The organism is Acinetobacter sp. RRD8 (assembly GCF_031844225.1).
GTDB lineage: Bacteria > Pseudomonadota > Gammaproteobacteria > Pseudomonadales > Moraxellaceae > Acinetobacter.
Genome location: NZ_JAUZUU010000003.1, coordinates 261313 through 281994, shown reverse-complemented (window position 1 = coordinate 281994; position 20682 = coordinate 261313). Strand labels below are relative to the sequence as shown.

Here is a 20682-nt window from a genome sequence, read left to right as displayed (position 1 = left end):
TATTCCCAACCCAATACAACCCCTATTTTTAAATAATTCAGAAAAATCATCACGACTGTTTATTTATTCTACAAAAATCGCACTTTTCTTCATTTCTTGAGCAGTAAAGGGACTGAATTGGATAAATGACTTAATCTTTTTTCTGTTTTATTCTGTTCCTGAAAGCGTAAAGGCCGACAATCTATGTATTCACAATAGCCCCCTTCCCCACTTTCGGTTTCTTCATTTATTTTCACTTGATAACTAAAACTTCCTACATAGCCCGCTGCCAGGCCAAATTTAAAATCTCCACAACTTTGCCCTTGTACCCAGATACAAGTACCGTCTGCATTTTCATAACACCATTCAAATTCGCGCGGCAAATACATACTCTGCCCATTAGGTGTCGTGACACGCGGATAAACACGATGAACTTTAAAATAAACTTTGCGATCGAACATTTGGGTCCGCATGTTTTTTAAATCACGGAGATATATCCGCGACTGAACAATACGATTAAAACCATCCCGAATCTGCGCCAACAACAGTTGCCTGTTTTCACTGAGATTAATAATTTGATAAGTCAGGAAGGCCAAAGGTAGATAAGGAAAGTTAAAACTCCGCGCGTATTCAAAGCTTCCAAGACCATCGATCGTATATTGCTGCGCTTTATAGTTCACCGTTCCCTGACAATGACATAGCAAAGACCAGTGATCTGCCAAGGAAAACCGCATTTGGGTAAAATGAGAAATCAGTTGAGTGGTTTGAATATTTAAATCAAAACTGAGTTCCGAGTCAGAACGCTGCAAACGAAAATTTGGAAAACTTCCGCTCAATTGCTCACGATCCAGAAACTGAAACAGACCTGATCTAAAATGACAGTCCTGCTTGACCGAATAGTGATGCAATTGTCCCACCATATGTGGGCTCGAACTGCAAATCACGGTGGCGGTGTCTAAGGCTGTGGTTTCGATTGCACTCGGGTTTGCCAGCATGGGTGCATTGGGTTGCCCGATAATACTCATAAAGTTTAAATAATAGAGCGGTGCCGGAAGCCCGGGGATCATCAAACCCTGATGAATAATTTTATATTTTGAGGTGGGGCCATGATAGGCGGGATGGCGCGAAACAGTAGGAGTCTGATTCAGCTGTTTCGAACGATCTAAAAAATCTTGAAGAAACCGCATCTCAGACTCCTTATCTTTTTATAATGTACTCGATCTTTTTGCCATAAAGGTGGTTACAAAACCAGACAAGGCATAGAGAATAGAAATGACCAGAATGCCGACAGGAATATTATAAGTCATCGCTGCAAAGACGAATACGGCAATTGGTAGGACAAAAAATGGAACCCGTTTACGTTCTACAGTTTTAAATGAATAGTATTTGATATTGGAAATCATCAACAAGCCTACCGCAATGATGACCACTGCATTAATGACCTGAAGAGAAGGTTCACGAATATCAAAGATTTCTGGAAAATCCAGACCGACCCAGACCAGTGATACAATCATGATGGCAGCCAGAGGACTTGCGACACCAATAAAATAACGTTTGTCGACCACACCAATCTGTACATTGAAGCGTGCCAGACGGAACGCAGCACATGCGGTATAAACAAAACAAGCCGCCAGACCAATACGGCCCAAATCACTCAAGCCCCAGCTATACATCAAAATAGCGGGAGCTACGCCAAAAGCCAGCATGTCAGAAAGCGAGTCAAATTGTTCACCGAACGGACTTTGTGCACCAATAGCACGTGCCACACGTCCATCCAGTCCATCCAGTAATGCCGCAATAAAAATCGCATAAATAGCTTGCTGAAAATCACCATTCATACTGGCAATAATCGAGTAGAAACCTGACAACAACGCTGCCGTTGTAATCAGGTTCGGCCATAGATAGATGCCTCGACGCTTAACTTTTTGCCCTTCCTGGGTATGCTCCTCTTCTTCTACCTCAAAGGTGATGCCATCGAAAGGCACTTCAGTTGAAGAGTCACGTTCCGGTTTGCTTATATTTGTCATTCTTGTCGATCCTAGCTATGACCTGATCTTTGAAAAAATTATTCGCCCACTAACCAACGAACTGCAGCGTGACCACCGTTTTCACTCATGCGAAGATGCGGGAATAACCACTGTAGTGCTTCATCAGCATCTTCAGAGAATTTCCAAGGTGGGTTAATCACCAGCAAACCACAACCGTTCAGGCCTACTGGGGTATCATCCGGCCATACACAGACTTCACACACCAGTTGACGGCGGATACCGGTCTTAAACATTTTCTTCTCAAAACGTTCAATCATGGCACGGTCTTTAATTGGATACCAAACGGCAAATACACCTGTCGGCCATTTCTTATACGCAGCAACCAGCAGTTCGACCAACTGCGGGAAATCTTTACGTTCCAGTTCATATGGCGGATCGATCATCACCAGACCACGTTTTTCTTTTGGCGGAATGACTGCCAACAGACCTTCGTATGCATCACGCTCATGCAAACCGGCACGCTTGTCAAAAATATTATGACGAAGTTGCTGGAATACATCACGCTGCATTTCAAAAATGGTCGCTTTATCAATTTCACGCATGCCTTCTAGCGCAAACCACGGCGAACCCGGATAAGCACCCTTACCAAAGTTTTCACGCATGTTTTCAACAATTTTCAAGTATTGTTGTACGCCTTCAGGTGCATTACGCTTGATCGAATCATCCAGCTTAATAAGACGATGAATACCGTTTAAAAACTCACCTGATTTTTGCGCTTCGGCAGTCGACAAATCATATTTACCTGCACCACCATGTGTATCTACATAGCGATAAGGTTTGTCTTTTGCATTCAGTCGAGTCAACAACTGAAGCAATAAAACGTGCTTCATGACATCGGCAAAGTTGCCTGCGTGGTAAGAGTGACGGTAATTCATGTTTCAATTATTCCTAAGATCAATTGCTATTTTAACATGAAAAACTATTTCGTTCAGAAACGATTATTGAACTAAAATAGCGGACCTTTTTTTACCACACTATCGAGAATTGAAAAAATGGAAGCAGTTATCATCCCAGGGGATTGGAATGTTGATCAAATCTTAGATGATTTAGATCAACATGGCTTTAGTATTGTTGACGATGCTTACTCTAGCGAATATCAACATGCAGTGAGCCAAGAATGCTTAAGCCACTTAAACGAATTTCGTAATGCAGCCATTCAAAATGGTGTAGTTAACAACATCCGTAGTGATCATATTCTTTGGTTACAACCTGAATTTCAAATTTCCCACCTACACATCCAAACACTTCAACAATTTTCCCAAATTTTAAACCGCGCGTTTTATTTAGGCATCAAAGATGTCGAAGCACATTTCGCTTGCTATCACGCGGGTGAGTTCTATACCCTGCACCGCGACAATCCTCAAGATAAAAATGGCCGGATGATTTCCAGTGTGTATTATTTACATGGACAATGGCAGACGGACTGGGGCGGTGAACTACGCCTGCAGGACAAACATGGCCAGTGGCATATTATCCAGCCAAAACCGAACCGAATGGCGCTGTTCCAGAGCGATTTATTACATGAAGTTTTAATCTCTAAACAGCAACGCCTATCCATTACCGCCTGGCTAAGAAGTGATACCTCACTACTCTAAGACACGCTGCCGCTTTAAATTTTAATTTTTAACCTCATATAGCCATTATTGAGAAATGAGGATTGCGTTGATGCGATTAACGACCAAACAGATTATTCAACGTCTGGGTGAAACTGACCAATTGTATTTAAAAGGCAATACGCCGGAATTAACGCTTGAACGTGCTGATCTTCGTTTACAGCTGGTGACTTTAAGTGAACTGCGTCAGGAACAGCGACATTTCCTGCAAGAAGCCGTAGTGTTGCTGGAACAAGGCCGGGTAGAATTTGAAGAAATGCCGCTGCGCATGTATATCAACCTATCTTTGCATCTGGCCAAGGCTTATATGATGTTTTTTGAATTGACCAAAGAGCACCATTTCGCCCTGATTACTCAGCAAATTTTAAAGCCAATGGCCAGTTATGAACATGGGGACATTTATTTCTTTCTGGCCTATGCCAGTGCCAGTAAAAATGAGCCGGCCCTGACCCGCCACTGGTTAGGTAAGTACACCACCACTGCCGAATTTGAGCTGGAATTATTACAGCAGCATCATGCATTTAATGATTATCGTCAGCACGAATGGTTTAACAAAATATTAAAAAGCAAAATGCATTAAGCCAAAGAACAAAAACGCCTCAAATGAGGCGTTTTTTAATACAAGCTATATCATCTTATTTTAAATATCAGAAAAATATAGGAAAAATGATCAAGCAGGTTGACGCCTATAAGCGTCCATGTGCAGTTGCTGATTCAGTTCATCGACCCAAATTGCCCAATCATCATCTTGTACCAAATGGCTGATTAATAAAGAACGCTGGGCTTTATTCCAGAATGGCGCATCATGCAAGGACAGCCCTGCTGGCAGTTGATGGGTGCGTACATACAATTCAATAGCCGCAGGACTATTGGCGAGACCGAGCTGAGAAAACAAGAGCTCTAAGGATGGTTGGTTCTTTGCGAGCATCGCGCCCTCCTTATATCAGATAAATTGTAATTATTTATAGATCTAACTTATAAGATAAGACAAAAAAAACCTAGTCCTTTGACTAGGTTTGTTGTTTCTTTTTGTATGAATGCATTTAAACGCTTTGTTTGTCGCTTTCCACATGTAAAAGCTGATTTAACTTGTCAATAATGACAATCCATTCATCATCTTGGTGCCAATGTTCACGCAGGAAGGCACTTTGTCCCTCACTCCAGAATTCGGCATCTGGCAATGCGACTTCAGATGGCAATTGATGGGTATGGGTAAACTGATTAATTGAGGCTTCATCAGAAGGCAAACCCAATTGTTCAAATAATAATTCTAAAGTTAACTGTTGTTCCGTAAGCATAAATAGACTCCATCGTAATGTTAAATTATGAGCGTGTTGAGATTCGAATTCTTAGGTTGATTTATGGCTCGGTATGTCACAGGAACCTGAACCCTCTGCCTCAATATGTAATTGTTCATTTAACACATCGACAAAAATGGCCCAGTCATCATCTTTCTTCCAGTGACTGATCAGAAAGTCATGCTGTGATTTACTCCAAAAGGGAGCTTTATGCAGTGGCACATCCATACCAATTTGATGCGTACTAATAAACTCATCAATGGCTTCCGGACTCGAATCCAGACCCAATTGTTCAAAGAAAAGTTCGAAGGTAGCGCGTTGCTCTAACATCTGAACCTCCATCTTTTTATCTATAATCTTGTTTCTACCTTAGAGGGCTCATAGCGAAAACTCAGTTGTCTCTCCTTCACAGCTTGTTATTTTTTGTTGATTAAAGTGAATGGCATAAAAAAAGCACCCCAAATGGAGTGCTTTTTCAACTTAATCTGAAAAGATCAAATTATTTAAGCATGTCAGCAATTGCTGCGCGCTCTTCTTCAAGTTCATTCAACGTGAAGTTGATACGCTCTTGACTGAATTCGTCGATTTCTAGACCTTGAACGATTTTGTATTCACCGTTTTCAGTCGTCACAGGGAAACCGAACATTACGCCTTCAGGAATACCGTAAGAACCGTCAGAAGGAATACCCATAGTTACCCATTCGCCGTTTGTACCAAGAGCCCAATCGCGCATATGGTCGATTGCAGCGTTAGCAGCAGAAGCAGCAGAAGACAAACCACGTGCTTCGATAATCGCAGCACCACGTTTACCAACAGTCGGAAGGAATGTATTTGCATTCCATTCTTGGTCGTTGATCATGTCTTTAACGCTTTCGCCGTTAATTGTTGCAAAACGGTAGTCGGCATACATGGTTGGAGAGTGGTTACCCCAAACTGTAAGATTTTTGATGTCTTTAACCGCTTTACCAGTTTTAGCAGCAATTTGAGATGCAGCACGGTTGTGGTCAAGACGTAACATTGCAGTGAAGTTTTTCGCTGGAAGATCTGGAGCAGATTTCATTGCGATGTAAGCATTCGTGTTTGCAGGGTTACCAACAACTAGAACTTTAACGTCACGGCTTGCAACTTCGTTCAATGCTTGACCTTGACCGATGAAGATTTCACCGTTCACTTTAAGCAGGTCAGCACGTTCCATACCTGGACCACGTGGACGTGAACCAACTAATAACGCATAGTCAGCATCTTTAAATGCAACTTTAGGATCATCAGTACCGATCATGTCTTCTAGTAATGGGAATGCACAATCTTGAAGCTCCATCATTACGCCTTTAAGCGCTTGTTGAGCTTTCTCAAAAGGAACTTCGAGCAATTGCAAAATCACTGGTTGATCTTTACCTAGCATTTCGCCGCTTGCGATACGGAATAATAGGCTGTAACCAATTTGACCTGCAGCGCCAGTAACGGCAACACGAACTGCTTGCTTCATCTAATTATCTCCAATTGAGGATATTCAATGCGATTAAATAGTTAGTATTTAATCTAATAATCGTAAACGCGAAAGATTGTACTCCAATCCTTTGCCAGATGCATATAAAAGAGGACGGATTTCACCTAAAGTCTGATAGGAAATATAAATTAAATCGGCAAAAAAGCTCAGTATGTTCCTTTTATTGTGACAGTTTTTGGGCATGTATTAATAATGTTGGCAGGACAGGATTTGTAATTGCCATTGGGGCGATAACAGACCTTGATCGAGGTAAGCACGCTAGCTGACTGAGTCTGCTGGCAGTTGAATCGCAAGGCATTGCCCGGTAATTGTGGATTAATTTTCAGGAATTTGGCCCGCAATGTATCTACAGAAATTGTAATATTTTCCTGTTCTGTCAGTTCCGCAGGAACTTTGAGACGATCTGCATAATTGATAATCGTCCGGAAATACTGACTGGCATTCATCGGCACGCAGCCACCGATATTGCGCCATAAAATTGTCCGGGTATTGTCATCCGGCATGATCCTGGCCACTACCTTGGACTGCAGTGGTGACAGTTTCGCGGAGCTATTGGTCGTACAATTTTGTGATGTAGTCTGAGGATATAAGCCGGAGATATTCAGCGAATAACCTTCCAGACATTTTCGCTTCTTGGCATATTCCGGGTACAAGCTACATAAGGCCGGGACCATTTGTACATCCATGACATAGTCTGTTGGTGCAGCAAATGCTGCCTGACTGCTGGCCAATACTACAAGCGCAACCGATCCAGCCCAGACTCGACGATCCTTCATTATTTTCATGAATAAGTCACCATTCCCCAATAATTTTAATTTTATTGTGTATTTCGTAATGGTATCAGTTGCATGCGTTTACCCACTGACTGTGCCCCCTGTCCTAATAAAATACCGTAATGCGTGGCATTGGTCATGACATGTTTCACATAATCTCGGGTTTCAAGTAAAGGAATACTTTCAGTATATTGATCTGCGGCCATTCCCTGAAATTCTGGCTGCCAGCGGCGGGCACGGTTTGGTCCGGCATTATAGCCTGCTGTTGCCAGAACTGGACTATTGCTGAGCTGACGCTGAATGGTAGATAAATAGAATGTTCCGTAGCGAATATTGGTATTCATATCGGTGAGTGCTGCCGGATTATAAGCCTCACCCATTTGACGCGCCACCAACTTGGCCGTATCCGGCATAATCTGCATTAGACCACCCGCCCCGACATGTGAACGTGCGACGGTATTGAAACGACTTTCTTGACGCATCAAACCATAGGCCCAGGCCGGATCTATACCGGCATTTCGACTATGGCTGACCACGTAATTCTGATGTGGCATTGGATAACGATAGTTATAATTATGTTTGTTCGCGGTACGGTCAGCGGCATAAATGGCACGATCATACCAGCCCATATCCATGGCACGTTTTGCCGCGGCCAGCAACAGGTCATCATCCTTCTTTAGATAAGCCTGACGCACTGCCCAGTTCCATTCCCGGTTAATATAGTTCTCCGGGGCGCTGATATTACGTAAGGTGAAAGCACGGCGGAAATGAATATCCTGATTCAAGCGCTGCATAGCCTGATTGGATGGCTGCGCTGGATTTGGTGTACTCGCAGTCACCTGCCCCAGCTTGTCGCGTGCCAGAAGATTGTGATAGTCATCTCCGGTGGCCAGTTTACGATAAATACTCTCTGCCGTTTTTTTCGCACTACGATCTGCACGCTGTTCACTGGCCCGGGCTAGCCAGTATTGCCAGCGATCTTCCTGCTTCTGGTTAACGCTCATGCTGTCAATCGCACGGATCAGGCTTTCCCAGGCACTAAAACGGATGGCCTGACGTGCATAAATTTCGGCTTCTTCTGGGCTAAATGGCAAACCATAACTGGCATCCAAGGCATTTAAAACTTCGCGGTTGAAGTTGTTTTTCATGACTGTGGTACCACCGATATAACCGACAGCACGATATAAGGCGCGTTGTACCTGTACTGGTGTACCTTCGGCAGTCCGTTTGACGATAGACAAAGCTGAGTCCAAATCGCTATCGGCCAGACGTCCCAGCGCATAAATCAGATAGGCATGCTCTGCCGCAGTACTTTTAGGCGCAGACCACAAATAATTAGTGGGATTGGCCTGAATCGAATTCAGTTGTGCCAGAGACAGATTTAAACCAATGCCTTGCGCTGTCGCAATCGCCTGTCCTGACTGTCCGGCACGAAGTTGCCCCCAGAGTCGCTGCTGACGGTCTTCTGAGGTCATGAGTGGACTGGATAGCATCATCCGGCCTAAACCAGTACAAGATTCGGGTTGGCTATTGGTAGTTAACCAGACTTCTTTAAACTCGGCATAGACCAGTTGATCGCCAGCTTTGGCACGCACTTGTGCCACTGCACAGGCTTCGGCAGGATCGGCATTGGTTACATAAGGCAATACCGGTTGGGCAGTGCTAAAGTCTGCCATTTTTACTTTTTCTTCGACATAGTCCGCTGCCAGCTTTTCAGCCATGGCGGATTGAGGGTAACGCTGGGCAAAACTGATAATCTGGCTAACAGGCTGCATAGCAAGATTCTGGTTTAAAATCCAGTATTCCGGATAATAGCCCAAGACATCATTCTGCATAGACAGACGATATTGCTGTAACAGTTCAGTATTACCTGCATTGACTGCACGCAAGGCATCATTAAATTGTTCTTCTGCTGCCTGTGTACTCGCTGAACAGATACATGCCACACTTAAAGTAATTAATTTATAGTATTTATACATAGTTTTAGTGTGTTTCAACATCCCTTTGCCTTCTATCATCGATTTTGTGCTTTGCCCATGTTGCATATCATAAGAGCTAGTTTGAAGATTATAACCAACTCTATTGTTCAGTTATGTAACCTTATGATTAAGCAATATTAATCTACAGACAATTTTTGCCCATAAATCAATATTTTTCCACAGTTAATTTGGGCTATAAGTTTAAGCGACTTTCCTGCTAAAATATGCGCCTTTCCAAGATTTCAGTCTGTGAATTGAATTTTTATTCACCTGTTTGATGCATCAATCAGGCTGTTCGTTCACTCTTTCAACGTATTACCTTGTAGGAGCCTACATGACGGTTCAAACCTTCATTCCGAATGGTGCCCCAGCTGCCTCAGAAAACACTGTTACCCAGCCAGCGCACACCCCTGTTAGCGATGCTTCAGTCAAAAAACTGTACATCGAAACACAAGGGTGTCAGATGAATGAGTACGACAGTCACCGTATGGCAGACCTGTTAGGCGATTCTCATGGCTATGTGCTGACTAGCGATCCTAAAGATGCTGATATTCTGCTGATGAATACCTGCTCGATCCGTGAAAAAGCACAGGAGAAAGTCTTCTCCGAGCTGGGCCGCTGGCGCAAACTAAAGGATAAAAATCCTGACCTGATTATTGGTGTCGGTGGTTGTGTGGCGTCTCAGGAAGGCGATAACATCCAGAAACGTGCCAATTATGTTGATATGATTTTTGGCCCACAAACCCTGCACCGTTTGCCGCAAATGCTGGATCAGCATTTTGAACAGATTGAAAAGCCGAAAAAAGAAAAAATCAAACTGGTGGATATTTCCTTCCCCGACATCGAGAAATTTGACTTTCTGCCAGAACCTCGCGTAGAAGGTTATAAAGCCTTTGTCTCGATCATGGAAGGCTGTTCTAAGTATTGTTCTTTCTGTGTGGTACCTTATACCCGTGGTGAAGAAGTCTCTCGCCCACTGGATGATGTACTGGCTGAAATTGCCGGTCTGGCAGAAAAAGGCGTGCGTGAGATTTCACTGCTTGGTCAAAACGTGAATGGTTATCGTGGTGAAACTTTTGAAGGTAATATCTGTACCTTTGCTGATCTGTTACGTTTAGTTGCAGATATTCCGGGCATTGGCCGTATTCGTTATACCACCTCGCATCCCCTGGAATTTAATGATGACCTGATCCAGTGCTATCGTGACCTGCCACAAATGGTTTCACATCTGCATCTGCCGGTACAAAGCGGTTCCAATGATGTGTTACAAGCGATGAAGCGTAACCACACCATTGATGTCTATATCGAAAAGATTAAAAAGTTACGTGCAGTTCGCCCTGACATGCACCTATCTTCAGATTTTATCATTGGCTTCCCGGGTGAAACAGATGAAAACTTTGAAGAGACTTATCAGTTTATTCAGGATCTGGATTTCGACCATTCTTATAGTTTCATCTATTCAAAACGTCCGGGTACGCCTGCGGCAGAACTGGAAGATACGATCTCTGAAGATATCAAAAAAGAACGTCTGGCCAAAGTTCAGCAATGGATTAAGCGTTCAAGCATTGACAAGACGGATGCCATGCTCGGGACCATCCAGCGTGTACTGATCGAAAAAGTTTCTGATAAAGATCCGAATATTCTGGTCGGTACGGCGGACAATACCCGTTATGTTAACTTTATTGGTGACCCTGCCTGGGTAGGCCGCTTTGCCGAGATTGAAATTACCGAAATTAAAACTTTGAATTTAGTTTATGGTGAGCTCTTGAATCTTGAGCCTGACGTGGCGTAATGTAGAGCATATAACGCACACTTCATAAGGAACACTCTTGACTGCAGCGATTCGACGTACAGTAGCTTTTCCTGGAATTTCGATGGACCGTATACAAGCCATGTTAGGTGCCTATAACGGCCATTTGAAGCAAATTGAACAACGTTTAGACGTCAAAATCTCCCATCGTGGAGAAAGTTTTATTATTGATGGTGGAATCGATGCCGTTGAGAGAGCCGAAATGCTCTTGCAACGTCTTCATGAAGAATCTGAACATAGTCAGCAGATTAGTGCAGATACTTTACATCTGATGATTCAGGGCAGCCAGACTGACCGTGAACTTCAGCAAGATCTGGATGATCAGGAACATACGGGGCTGGACAATGTCTGGCTGCAAACCCGTAAAGGCCGGATCAACCCGCGTGGTGCCAACCAGAAACGCTATGTACAGCGCATTCTGCAAAGTGATATTTCTTTTGGTATTGGCCCTGCCGGTACAGGTAAAACCTATCTTGCCGTTGCAGCTGCAGTGGATATGCTGGAGCGCAATGAAATCCAGCGCATTCTGCTGGTTCGTCCTGCGGTTGAAGCCGGTGAAAAACTCGGTTTCCTGCCGGGAGATTTAACCCAGAAAATCGATCCTTATTTACGTCCCTTGTATGACGCGCTGTATGAAATGCTTGGCTTTGAAAAAGTGGCCAAGCTGATCGAACGTCAGGTGATTGAAGTGGCTCCGCTTGCTTATATGCGTGGCCGTACCTTGAATCATTCTTTCGTGATTCTGGATGAAGCGCAGAATACCACCCCAGAACAGATGAAGATGTTCCTGACCCGCCTAGGTTTTGGTTCACGTGCCGTGATTACCGGCGACGTAACTCAGGTAGATTTACCGCGTGGTCAGCAATCCGGTCTGTCACATGCCTTGCGTGTGATTGATAAAATTCCTGAAATTCATATCACCCGTTTCCATTCGCGTGATGTGGTACGTCATCAACTGGTACAGAAAATTGTTGAAGCCTATGAAGGCTGGGACAGTGAACAGCAGCGTTTAAGTGCTGAAGCACGTGCCGAACGAAAAGCACGTCAAGATGCCTTGATCGCTGAAAATGATGCTGCGGCCGACGCACAGCATTAAGCTTTAAACTTAAGGATTTGTGTTGAAACTTAGTCTTTCCTTACAACAGGACTTTCAGTCGCCTGAACTGGTGCTGAAACGTGCCTATATTAAAAAAGTTGTAGAAACCACTTTACGTCATATCGGCACTCAAAGTAATTGCGAAATCGGAATTGCCTGTGTCGACAATGACGAAAGTCATAAACTGAATCTGGAATATCGCGGCAAAGACAAACCGACCAATGTCCTGTCTTTCCCGAGTGAACTTCCAGATGAAATGGCACAGTTTCTGGATGCATTTCCCATTGGCGATCTGGTGATTTGCATACCTGTGGTACTGGCTGAAGCGCTTGAACAGCAGAAAGTACCATTGACGCATTTCACCCATATGCTGGTACATGGTACTTTGCATTTAATGGGATATGACCATGAAACCTCGGATGAAGATGCTGAAGAAATGGAAGGCATTGAAATCGAAACTCTGGCCAAGCTGGGCTTTGAAAATCCTTATCTGGAACAAAACTAAAATTTCTTCATAAAAAAAGCGGGCCAAGGCTCGCTTTTTTTTTATTGAAAGTTGCCCTCCCTCTAACTCCCTCCCAGAGGGAGGGAGAACATTCATTAGAATCCTATGATTGTTAAACATTATAGATATAGTTCCCTCTCCTTATTAGGAGTGGGTTAGGGAGAGGTCTTGGTAAATATCAACTTTAACGCACTTCAAACTCCGCTTCTGCCGGGTCAAAACGCCAGGTACGAATCACTCGCAGTTCGGAAATTTCTTTCATTTTACTGTCGAAAGCACCAAATGGTGCTGCCTTACGCACGGAGGATTTAGCTGCTTCATCCAACATGGCATGTCCTGAACTGTCAATCAGTCGAATGGCACGAATCCCCCCATTCTGATTCAGGATCACCATCAAACGCACTTCACCTGCCAGATTCTGCTGCTTGGCTGCTTCCGGATAGTAGCGGTTGCCATAAAATTCCACTTTTTCACGGAACTTTTCCAGATAGGCGGCCGAAACATCCTGCTTGGACTGAATCCCATCTACAGTCTTAATTTTTTGCTGACGACTGAAATTTTGCTGACGCTGTAAATATTGCGCTTCCAGACTGGCGACCATGGCCGCTTTGGCCTGAAACTGGCTCTGTAATTGCTCCTGCATTTTTTTACGCTGATTTTCTTCCGCCTGCTTTTGCCAGCTCAAGGTGGTCATCAGGACTTTTTCTTCAAAACTGAGTTCCTGTTGCTGTTGCAGCATATCCAGACTTTCTTGCAGTTCTTCGCCTGCATGTTGCTCCATTAACGGCGATGGCATATCACTCGACATGCGATGAGCTTCTCTAAACTGGCCGGAACCCTGCTGGTCCGTTTGGGCCAGAAAATCAGCATGCTCAATTTTTTCATCAGTCTGGCGCAAGCTGACCGCGATTTCTTTGGTACTGGTATCCCGATCTTGCGGCATACCAAATTCCAGTGTCAGCACGATCAAATGCAGAATGCCTGCGGCAAGCAACGCACTGCTAAACACTGGATCTTTCCACCAAGTTCTGACCAGAGGCATGAGTATCATCGTTTTTTCACATTCGCCTAAACTCAATAATGAGTTCAGCTCCCCAAAAAAGTATTTGAAAGATTAAAAATAAACGGATTCGTCATTTATCTTTTTAAAATGCCAAATCCATCAAATCTTCAACGTTACATAACTAAAACTATAAAAATGGTGCTATTTATTTTGCTAAACTTCAAGCATGAACGCTTGTATTTTTCATACAATTCGACAAGATACATCCCGAGTCAAAAATAAAGTTGCCAGGACGCTTCAGTATGCAAACGCTAATTTCCAATATCTCCAACCGAATCCGCCAAGTGTATCAGAGGGCGGAAGGATTTATTGAAGATGAGCGTGAATTTCCCCTATCGCAAGTCTTCCTAAATGCAACCTTTCAGCGCTTTGTCACAGACAATGTCGATGCATTGAAAGACTTACACGCAGATTTACATGAAGACTGGCTGCGTCTCTACGCAACACTGGATTATAAAGGCCTGATTGTCACTTTATCGGTTGATTTGAAACTGGTACAGATGGAACTGAATAAAACCACCCAGTTGATCGTGTTCGAGCAAATTAGTGATACCCAGCTGATTGAAGCCAAATATCCGAATATGCTTTATAAACTTGGCGTGCGTTTTGGCTTGTTCTTCTATCAACGTGTCTTGAATAAAGATCCTTTGGGAATGATTCTGGAAAAACTGGGCGTGATTAAAGTCATCGATGACTTGCTCTATCTGGATTTAAATCGCTGGTTAGGCAAAAGCCGATCGGTCATTGATACCTTGGGCAAAGTTCATGTGAATCACGCAGTACTTCGTGAAGCCGAACTGGTGGTGATTGGCAACGTCAATCTAGCCGCCCTGTTTAGAAAACTCTCCCAAGATCAGGAAGAGAACTGGGATGAAGACGAGATGGATGACAACCGGGTCACCCCCATTAAACAGAAAGATCCTTCTTAAATTATGCCGAACATAGTCTTTGAACAAAAGTTCCATAAAACTACATGAAATATACATTTTTGGCAGAAATATCCCTTCAACTTCCATATTTTGCCCAAATAATAAAGGGTGCAATAAGTGATATGTTTTGCCAATTGAATCAATATAGGAAAATAACTGATGGCGAAGACTGTATTCAAAATTTTAGTGATGACCACGGGTCTGAGCAGCGCAATACTGTTCACTGGTATTTCTAGCCAGGCTTTTGCCATGACTCCTTTCCAGGCCAGTTATCAATTTAGCTATAATGGCAAGAATATGGGTTCTGCAACACGGACTCTAAGTAAATCTGGCAATAACTGGACTTATGTCTTTGCTGCAAAAGCCGGGGGGATTGCCTCTGCAACCGAAACCAGCCGCTTTACTTTTAATAATGGCAAGATCGGATCAAGCAGTTTCAGTCGCAGCAGTAAAGTACTGGTGCATAACAACACCATGAGTATTAATTTTAATCCTTCCAGCAAAACTATCAGTACCAAGAAAGACGATGAAAAACGTTCTTTTGCCTGGAGAGCAGATGTTCTGGATGAGTTGAATGCAGAATTGCAAATTCGTGAAGACTTAAAAAATTCAGGCCTGAAAACAAATTACTATATCGCTGATGCCAAAGAAATTGAAGGCCGTAAGTTTGTCAAACAGGGTTCAGAGACTATAAGTACCAAATACGGATCTTTTAATACCATTAAAGTGGTGATGAAGCATAACAAGCCAGGCCGTGAGACCATCTTCTGGTTGGCGCCAAAACTTGACTATCTTCCAGTCAAAGTTTCGCATGTCGACAAGAAAACCTCCTATGGTTTGCTATTAACTGACTATAAAGGTGCAAGCAACTAAGTTTTTGGCGAATTTCACTTGATTTTTTCCGGGTGCTTTTTACAATACGCTTTTGCTTGAAAAAGCACCTGCTCTTGAGGATTCTCCCGTGCATGCACTAGAACAGAAAATCTTGGCTGAAGGCATCGTCCTCTCTGAAGAAGTTTTGAAAGTAGACTCTTTCTTAAACCATCAGATTGATCCAGTCATGATGCAACTGATTGGTCAAGAATTTGCGCGTCTGTTTAAGGATGCTGGTATTACCAAAATTATTACGATTGAAGCATCAGGTATTGCACCTGCCGTAATGGCCGGACTAGAGCTTGGCGTACCTGTAATCTTTGCACGTAAATACCAGTCTCTCACCCTGAAAGATGATTTATATCGTTCTAAAGTCTTTTCATTTACCAAACAGACTGAAAGCACAATCGCGATTTCAAATAAACACATCAGCTCAACCGATAAAGTTTTAGTGATCGATGACTTCCTGGCCAATGGTCAAGCCGCTTTAGGTCTTGCAGACCTGATTCACCAGGCAAATGCAGAAGTAGTTGGTATTGGCATTGTGATTGAAAAATCATTCCAGCCAGGTCGTGACCTGCTGCTTGAAAAAGGCTACCGTGTGGAATCACTGGCACGCGTAAAGTCTTTGACAAATGGCACAGTTGAATTTGTTCGCGACTAAGCTCGCCAATGAATTTTAAAAGAGCGCTGATGCGCTCTTTTTTTATTGTGTTTTTCTGATGATATAAATTTAAAATATCCAGAGCTCAGCCTAAGTTCTTATTGATTCTTCCAGATTTGATCCTAGATAAATGGCTTAATCTTAAGCGCCAGGCTATTTAATTTCTGAAATAGAGAGTGTCAAACAAATAAGTACTTTTTTATCCGATGAATAAACAACAATTTATGTGGATGTTATTATAAAATAAAGAGGTCTAACTATCTGCCAATAGTTAGACCTGTGTTCACCTCGAAAAAAGAGTTTATTTAACAGTCACAGTGATACTACCGCTATTCACAGCACCGATAGCGGTAGTTGTGATGCTGTTGTTAATAGCAGTTTGAGTTCCTTCTGAAATAGCACTGACAGATGCATCAATAGCACCCGCATTATAGGCAATATTCGCTACACTATAATTGCTTAAAGTTTCATTGATTTCCTCACTATAGTCAGTACTTAGTGTCGAACTCACAACTTCCGAGATATCTGAACTATCCGCAACCTCTGATAGCTCCTCTAGAGTTTCAGAATTATTAGTTGCACTCGTTACTTCACTGTAGTCGTAGTTATCCGTTGCATCTGATATGTCTGATACCACCTTATTGTAGCTACCCTGCTCAATACTGATACTACCTGTATTCGCGGCACCAATCGCAGTAGTTTCAATTGTACCTTCAATTGAACTAATGGCGTCTGGTGCTTCTCTTGTAGCTTCTGCAATTGCTTCTAAATCGACACTTGCATCAACATCACCTGTATTCACTGCAAGATTCAAAGCAGAACCATTTTCAACCTGCTGAGAAATAGAATCCAGGGTAGCTTGTAAGCCTGTATCTACGGTGACATCAGTAGGTGTTTCACCATCTTGGGCGTATGCCATACCTGCGCTAGACAGAAAGGCGACGGATAAAGCGATTGTTTTGATCGTGTTTTTCATCGTTGTTCTTCCTACTTTTGTTTTGAAGTACCTCTCGCTAAGTACTCCTTCTTATAATGGGAGCGAGCCCATTTTTAAATATTTTTAATCACGCTGCGTGCTAGACCAGTAATTTTCGACCACCTCAGGATTGGCCTCCCATAGCGTTGTGGTTTTTTCATCTTCTTGTTCTTTATCAGCCTTTTCTTGAGTATCTTTTTCTTCATTCTTTTCATTTGAAGAAGGTTGACGCTGCTTCTTGCTGATATATTTAATCAAGTCCTGTTTACTCATTTCAGGCTCTGCTTCAGGGTTTTGAATCACCTCGGACTCTTTCTGTTTAGGTGGTTTCGTATCTTTGCTTGGGGAGTTGGTTGACTTATTTTTTTCATTGGATGAGTCTGCCTGGCGTGATGCTGATTCCTGAACAGCGCTACTTGAAGCTGTACTATTTTGTTGCTGGCTTTTCTTGTACTTATGCAGTGCCACAGAACTTCGGGTTAAGTTCAATTGACCGAACTCTGGCGGTATCTGCGCACGACAGCTTTCAAATACGGCGGGCGGGACGACCTGACTTAGCAATTCAAAAGTGGCCAGATTCAACATTTGGCGCAAGGCAAAGTTAGTTGCCTCCCGTTCTCCTTTTCCAATCTGAATGTTCAAGAGTGTACGTCCAGCGAATCTACCTGCACTCAAGCCATAATCCTGTGCAGCAATTTGCTTCTGCAATGAAACATTGCCGACGACTTTACTGCTACGGGTATCGGTCAAAGATAAATCCAGACCGACCATAATCCGGGTTTGACTATAATTCGGACCGACACCAGCGATCTGCATGTCAAAACCACCACCCGGAATAAAATCCAGACTGTTAATACTGCCTGTCACATAATAATCAGAGGCCTGGATTTGTCTGGGATCACGAATGCCCCACTTGGCTTCGCTTTCGATAATCCGGGGATCACGCCGGTTCATTAAGCTTACCCCTGCCTGAAACAAGGCAGATTGCACCATATCTCCCGCACCTTGGGTCACCATTTTTCCGCTGCCACCATTGGTAACTACATCCTTACCGGTTTGATCCAAAATTGCCCCTACGGAGAAACTCACATCACTACGTAATTGTCCTTTTAGGCAGGATAAAGCCATATCAAAAGGGGTAAAAATATCGGTAATTGGGGGGCCTTGTACCAGGCTAACTGGCTTCTTGTTTGAAGGTGCCAAGCCTGTACAGCCCGTTAAAAAAGAGCTGAAAAGGACAGTGGCGCTCATGAAAGATATATGTCTTCTGGTCGAGGAGAAATTCAGCATTGTGATTCTCCTGGTCTGTTACTTAAATTAAGACAGCGCTGAGGATTTTGGTTGGTGTTTGAATTGACTGGTGCTTCATTCAGCAATTCACTCGTAATATCAATATTGTTGTCTGTACCCTCTACATTGATATTGTTGGTCGGGGTATTTACCGTCCCTATGGAAGTGGTCGAGGTGCTATGAACAGTGGTTTTACCTAATCCGGAATAATAGTCTGACTCCTTAAGTTCGATCAGATTGGCTTGAACTAGATTCTCATTGGAACGGGCACTGGATGATTTCCAACGCTGAGTCCACTCATCAGAGGTGGCATAAGCGTTACTCAGAAAACATAAACCTAATAAACCCAGATTGATAACTAATATTCTCATAATCTTAATATCCTCTGAATTAAGATATTTATTTAATTTTTCATTTAAGTAAGATTAAATTTATCTGAAAAATATTAAATCACATAAAATTATAAAATGTAAAACTTATCCCTATTCACTTATTTTTTTGTTTTATTTAAAAATATAAATTATTGTTTTTATTAAATTAATATATATTTGTTTATTATTTGTGATTTGTAAGAAATCATTATATAAATTTTTTTTGAATATAAAATTCATCCAAAAAACTTGATTAAAATAATATATTTTTTATATTATCAATAATCAAAAATTTATCTAATAAAGATTAGAATTATTATACTTTTTATATTTTAAAGGTCGTAAATTTTTATTTTATTAGAACTTCTATTTAATAAGGATAAATGTCACGATTTATTTAAAATATAATTAATCAATTACAATGAAGGTGACTTATAAAGAAACGCCAATATTCAGGTGTATTTTGGCTGAAAACTTGAATAGAACTGATAAGAACTCGTTTACATATTTTTCGACTTCCCTTCCTTTTTCATTTCGAATCCAGAAATGGCCTACCTAAGATCGCAATATTTAGACTGATGAGAGAAGAACATTTCTGATGATCTTGAGATTTGCCATTTCCTCAATGACAGGTTAAGAATTGCGTTAATCAACCAAGAAGGCATATATTTACAGCTGAAATACAATGTTTTAGCGTGAACTCAACTAGAATCAAGTGAGTATGCAATGTTTCTGATTTGCGAATTCAAAACTTATCTAGTGTGTTGTTGTATGTTATGAATAAGTGCTGATCAGGGCACACATCCTATTCCCGACAAACCTAAAACAAGCACATCTCAATCCTTGATGGAACAATCTATGCAATGTCCTAAATGTGGCTCAGCTGATATCGAACAGCGCGATCATGAACAGAATTTAAAGAAAATTGGCGGCATTCTCATGAGTTCAGCGGGTGCAACTGCAGGGACTGTAGGTGGCGCTGCTTCAGGTGCATCGATTGGCGCTGCAATTGGTACAGTAGCCGGACCTTTAGGTGTGATTGTCGGCGGAACCGTAGGCACTTTTGTCGGTGCAATCAGTGTCGGGATTACCGGCGGTGTGGTCGGTAATTTTCTGGGGAAAAAAGCCGGGGTTTCTGTCGACCGTAATCTGTTTCAGGATTATCAATGTCTGAAATGCAAATACAGATTTAGTCAAAAAGATCAAAAAGATCAAAAAGATCAAAAAGATCAAAAAGATCAAAAAGATCAAAAAGAAGCCTAATAAAATTCAGGAAATGAAGTTCATCCTTCATTTCCTGTGAGTGTTTTTCAGACTCGATTGAGTTTCAGTACCACTTCACCTAAACGCTTTCCCTGTACTTCACACAGAATTTTTTCATCCTGGCTCAAGCCCTGATCATGCCGTGGGCCGCTAACATGACTAGCACCATAAGGTGTACCACCAGTTTTGGTATTTGAGAGTGCAGATGTTGCGTTACTAAGCCCCATGATCATCATGCCATGATGAAATAACGGCGGCAGCATGGTGAGTAAAGTACTTTCCTGTCCGCCATGCATGGAACCTGATGCCGTAAACACGCAAGCCGGTTTACCGTGTAGCGCTCCATTCAGCCACAGACTCGTGGTCTGATCCCAAAAATATTTCATTTCAGAGGACATATTGCCAAAACGGGTCGGTGAACCGAGCGCCAGGCCGGCACACTGCGCCAGATCATCCAGAGTACAGTAAATATCCCCTTCTGCCGGAATACTCGGTTCAGCAACTTTTACCATACTGGAAATATTTGGAACTGTCCTGATTTTTACTGCCACGCCTGCCGCTTCAATTCCATTAGCAATCAGATGCGCCATTTCTTTGGTTGAGCCATATTTGCTGTAATATAAAACAAGGACATAAGGTTGCATC

The 20682-nt window shown here is 42.5% G+C and carries 23 protein-coding genes; 10 read left to right on the top strand and 13 right to left on the bottom strand.

Annotation, left to right across the window (positions count from 1 at the left end; translation table 11 throughout):
* Window positions 1–89 precede the first annotated feature (89 nt).
* Genes Q9R24_RS05555 through Q9R24_RS05545 form a run of 3 tightly spaced genes read right to left on the bottom strand, consistent with a single transcriptional unit; the run spans window position 90 to window position 2902 of the window.
* Window positions 90–1166: a DUF6670 family protein gene (locus Q9R24_RS05555; protein WP_311203869.1), complete on the bottom strand. Its 1077-nt coding sequence runs from the start codon at window positions 1164–1166 to the stop codon at window positions 90–92.
* 18 nt (window positions 1167–1184) lie between these two features.
* Window positions 1185–2006, bottom strand: coding sequence for a CDP-diacylglycerol--serine O-phosphatidyltransferase (gene pssA, locus Q9R24_RS05550; protein WP_005108642.1), 822 nt, complete (start codon window positions 2004–2006; stop codon window positions 1185–1187).
* A 38-nt stretch (window positions 2007–2044) separates the two neighbouring features.
* Window positions 2045–2902, bottom strand: a complete 858-nt coding sequence (locus tag Q9R24_RS05545; RefSeq protein WP_004281423.1) for a 23S rRNA (adenine(2030)-N(6))-methyltransferase RlmJ — start codon at window positions 2900–2902, stop codon at window positions 2045–2047.
* Window positions 2903–3019: 117 nt separating this feature from the next.
* Here Q9R24_RS05545 and Q9R24_RS05540 point away from each other — a divergent pair, with 117 nt between their 5' ends.
* Together Q9R24_RS05540 and Q9R24_RS05535 are read left to right on the top strand one after the other, a co-directional pair.
* Window positions 3020–3622 (top strand): 2OG-Fe(II) oxygenase, encoded by a 603-nt coding sequence (locus Q9R24_RS05540; protein WP_004281424.1) that lies wholly within the window; start codon window positions 3020–3022, stop codon window positions 3620–3622.
* Between the two features lie 70 nt (window positions 3623–3692).
* Window positions 3693–4220, top strand: coding sequence for a hypothetical protein (locus Q9R24_RS05535; RefSeq protein WP_004281425.1), 528 nt, complete (start codon window positions 3693–3695; stop codon window positions 4218–4220).
* Between the two features lie 90 nt (window positions 4221–4310).
* Here Q9R24_RS05535 and Q9R24_RS05530 read toward each other — a convergent pair whose 3' ends face one another.
* From Q9R24_RS05530 to Q9R24_RS05505, 6 genes are all read right to left on the bottom strand, one after another.
* Window positions 4311–4568: a DUF2789 family protein gene (locus Q9R24_RS05530; RefSeq protein ID WP_004645106.1), complete on the bottom strand. Its 258-nt coding sequence runs from the start codon at window positions 4566–4568 to the stop codon at window positions 4311–4313.
* Between the two features lie 115 nt (window positions 4569–4683).
* Window positions 4684–4938, bottom strand: coding sequence for a DUF2789 family protein (locus Q9R24_RS05525; protein ID WP_004645105.1), 255 nt, complete (start codon window positions 4936–4938; stop codon window positions 4684–4686).
* A 51-nt stretch (window positions 4939–4989) separates the two neighbouring features.
* Entirely contained in the window at window positions 4990–5268 is a 279-nt protein-coding gene (locus Q9R24_RS05520) for a DUF2789 family protein (protein WP_004645104.1), read from the bottom strand.
* 169 nt (window positions 5269–5437) lie between these two features.
* The gene (locus Q9R24_RS05515; protein WP_004645103.1) at window positions 5438–6424 is read right to left on the bottom strand and encodes a malate dehydrogenase; all 987 of its coding nucleotides are present in this window, start codon (window positions 6422–6424) and stop codon (window positions 5438–5440) included.
* Window positions 6425–6591: 167 nt separating this feature from the next.
* Complete coding sequence (locus Q9R24_RS05510) at window positions 6592–7230, bottom strand: ribonuclease I (RefSeq protein ID WP_373683237.1); 639 nt, start codon at window positions 7228–7230, stop codon at window positions 6592–6594.
* A 32-nt stretch (window positions 7231–7262) separates the two neighbouring features.
* Window positions 7263–9197 carry a transglycosylase SLT domain-containing protein gene (locus tag Q9R24_RS05505; protein ID WP_311203874.1) on the bottom strand — a complete coding sequence of 645 codons (1935 nt, stop codon included), beginning with the start codon at window positions 9195–9197 and terminating at the stop codon, window positions 7263–7265.
* A 334-nt stretch (window positions 9198–9531) separates the two neighbouring features.
* Here Q9R24_RS05505 and miaB point away from each other — a divergent pair, with 334 nt between their 5' ends.
* From miaB to ybeY, 3 genes are read left to right on the top strand one after another with little or no spacing between them, the layout of a single operon-like run.
* Window positions 9532–10989 carry a tRNA (N6-isopentenyl adenosine(37)-C2)-methylthiotransferase MiaB gene (gene miaB, locus Q9R24_RS05500; protein ID WP_311203868.1) on the top strand — a complete coding sequence of 486 codons (1458 nt, stop codon included), beginning with the start codon at window positions 9532–9534 and terminating at the stop codon, window positions 10987–10989.
* 37 nt (window positions 10990–11026) lie between these two features.
* Window positions 11027–12103, top strand: a complete 1077-nt coding sequence (locus Q9R24_RS05495; protein WP_004732214.1) for a PhoH family protein — start codon at window positions 11027–11029, stop codon at window positions 12101–12103.
* A 22-nt stretch (window positions 12104–12125) separates the two neighbouring features.
* Window positions 12126–12608 carry an rRNA maturation RNase YbeY gene (gene ybeY / locus Q9R24_RS05490; RefSeq protein ID WP_005249939.1) on the top strand — a complete coding sequence of 161 codons (483 nt, stop codon included), beginning with the start codon at window positions 12126–12128 and terminating at the stop codon, window positions 12606–12608.
* A 184-nt stretch (window positions 12609–12792) separates the two neighbouring features.
* Here the strand turns inward: ybeY and Q9R24_RS05485 are convergent, their stop codons facing one another.
* Window positions 12793–13650: an energy transducer TonB gene (locus tag Q9R24_RS05485; RefSeq protein WP_171066348.1), complete on the bottom strand. Its 858-nt coding sequence runs from the start codon at window positions 13648–13650 to the stop codon at window positions 12793–12795.
* Window positions 13651–13913: 263 nt separating this feature from the next.
* On the opposite strand from Q9R24_RS05485, the gene Q9R24_RS05480 reads away from it, so the two are divergent.
* The 3 genes from Q9R24_RS05480 to Q9R24_RS05470 all read left to right on the top strand — a co-directional run bounded on the left by Q9R24_RS05480 (window position 13914) and on the right by Q9R24_RS05470 (window position 16137).
* Window positions 13914–14600 carry a hypothetical protein gene (locus tag Q9R24_RS05480; protein ID WP_213686838.1) on the top strand — a complete coding sequence of 229 codons (687 nt, stop codon included), beginning with the start codon at window positions 13914–13916 and terminating at the stop codon, window positions 14598–14600.
* A 159-nt stretch (window positions 14601–14759) separates the two neighbouring features.
* Window positions 14760–15473, top strand: a complete 714-nt coding sequence (locus tag Q9R24_RS05475; RefSeq protein ID WP_005263720.1) for a DUF3108 domain-containing protein — start codon at window positions 14760–14762, stop codon at window positions 15471–15473.
* Between the two features lie 88 nt (window positions 15474–15561).
* Window positions 15562–16137 (top strand): xanthine phosphoribosyltransferase, encoded by a 576-nt coding sequence (locus Q9R24_RS05470; protein ID WP_004732222.1) that lies wholly within the window; start codon window positions 15562–15564, stop codon window positions 16135–16137.
* 301 nt (window positions 16138–16438) lie between these two features.
* Here the strand turns inward: Q9R24_RS05470 and Q9R24_RS05465 are convergent, their stop codons facing one another.
* Both Q9R24_RS05465 and Q9R24_RS05460 read right to left on the bottom strand, forming a co-directional pair.
* On the bottom strand, window positions 16439–17113 hold the full coding sequence (locus Q9R24_RS05465) for a hypothetical protein (protein ID WP_253138818.1): 675 nt from the start codon (window positions 17111–17113) through the stop codon (window positions 16439–16441).
* 84 nt (window positions 17114–17197) lie between these two features.
* A complete protein-coding gene (locus Q9R24_RS05460; protein WP_311203867.1) occupies window positions 17198–18403 on the bottom strand; it encodes a CsgG/HfaB family protein in 1206 nt (401 codons plus the stop codon).
* Between the two features lie 274 nt (window positions 18404–18677).
* On the opposite strand from Q9R24_RS05460, the gene Q9R24_RS14990 reads away from it, so the two are divergent.
* Both Q9R24_RS14990 and Q9R24_RS05450 read left to right on the top strand, forming a co-directional pair.
* Window positions 18678–18758: a hypothetical protein gene (locus Q9R24_RS14990; protein WP_370940770.1), complete on the top strand. Its 81-nt coding sequence runs from the start codon at window positions 18678–18680 to the stop codon at window positions 18756–18758.
* Between the two features lie 862 nt (window positions 18759–19620).
* Entirely contained in the window at window positions 19621–20037 is a 417-nt protein-coding gene (locus Q9R24_RS05450) for a hypothetical protein (protein ID WP_161785344.1), read from the top strand.
* A 47-nt stretch (window positions 20038–20084) separates the two neighbouring features.
* On the opposite strand, the gene wrbA is transcribed toward Q9R24_RS05450, so the two are convergent.
* Window positions 20085–20681 carry an NAD(P)H:quinone oxidoreductase gene (gene wrbA, locus Q9R24_RS05445; RefSeq protein WP_311203873.1) on the bottom strand — a complete coding sequence of 199 codons (597 nt, stop codon included), beginning with the start codon at window positions 20679–20681 and terminating at the stop codon, window positions 20085–20087.
* Between the last annotated feature and the right edge of the window lies 1 nt (window position 20682).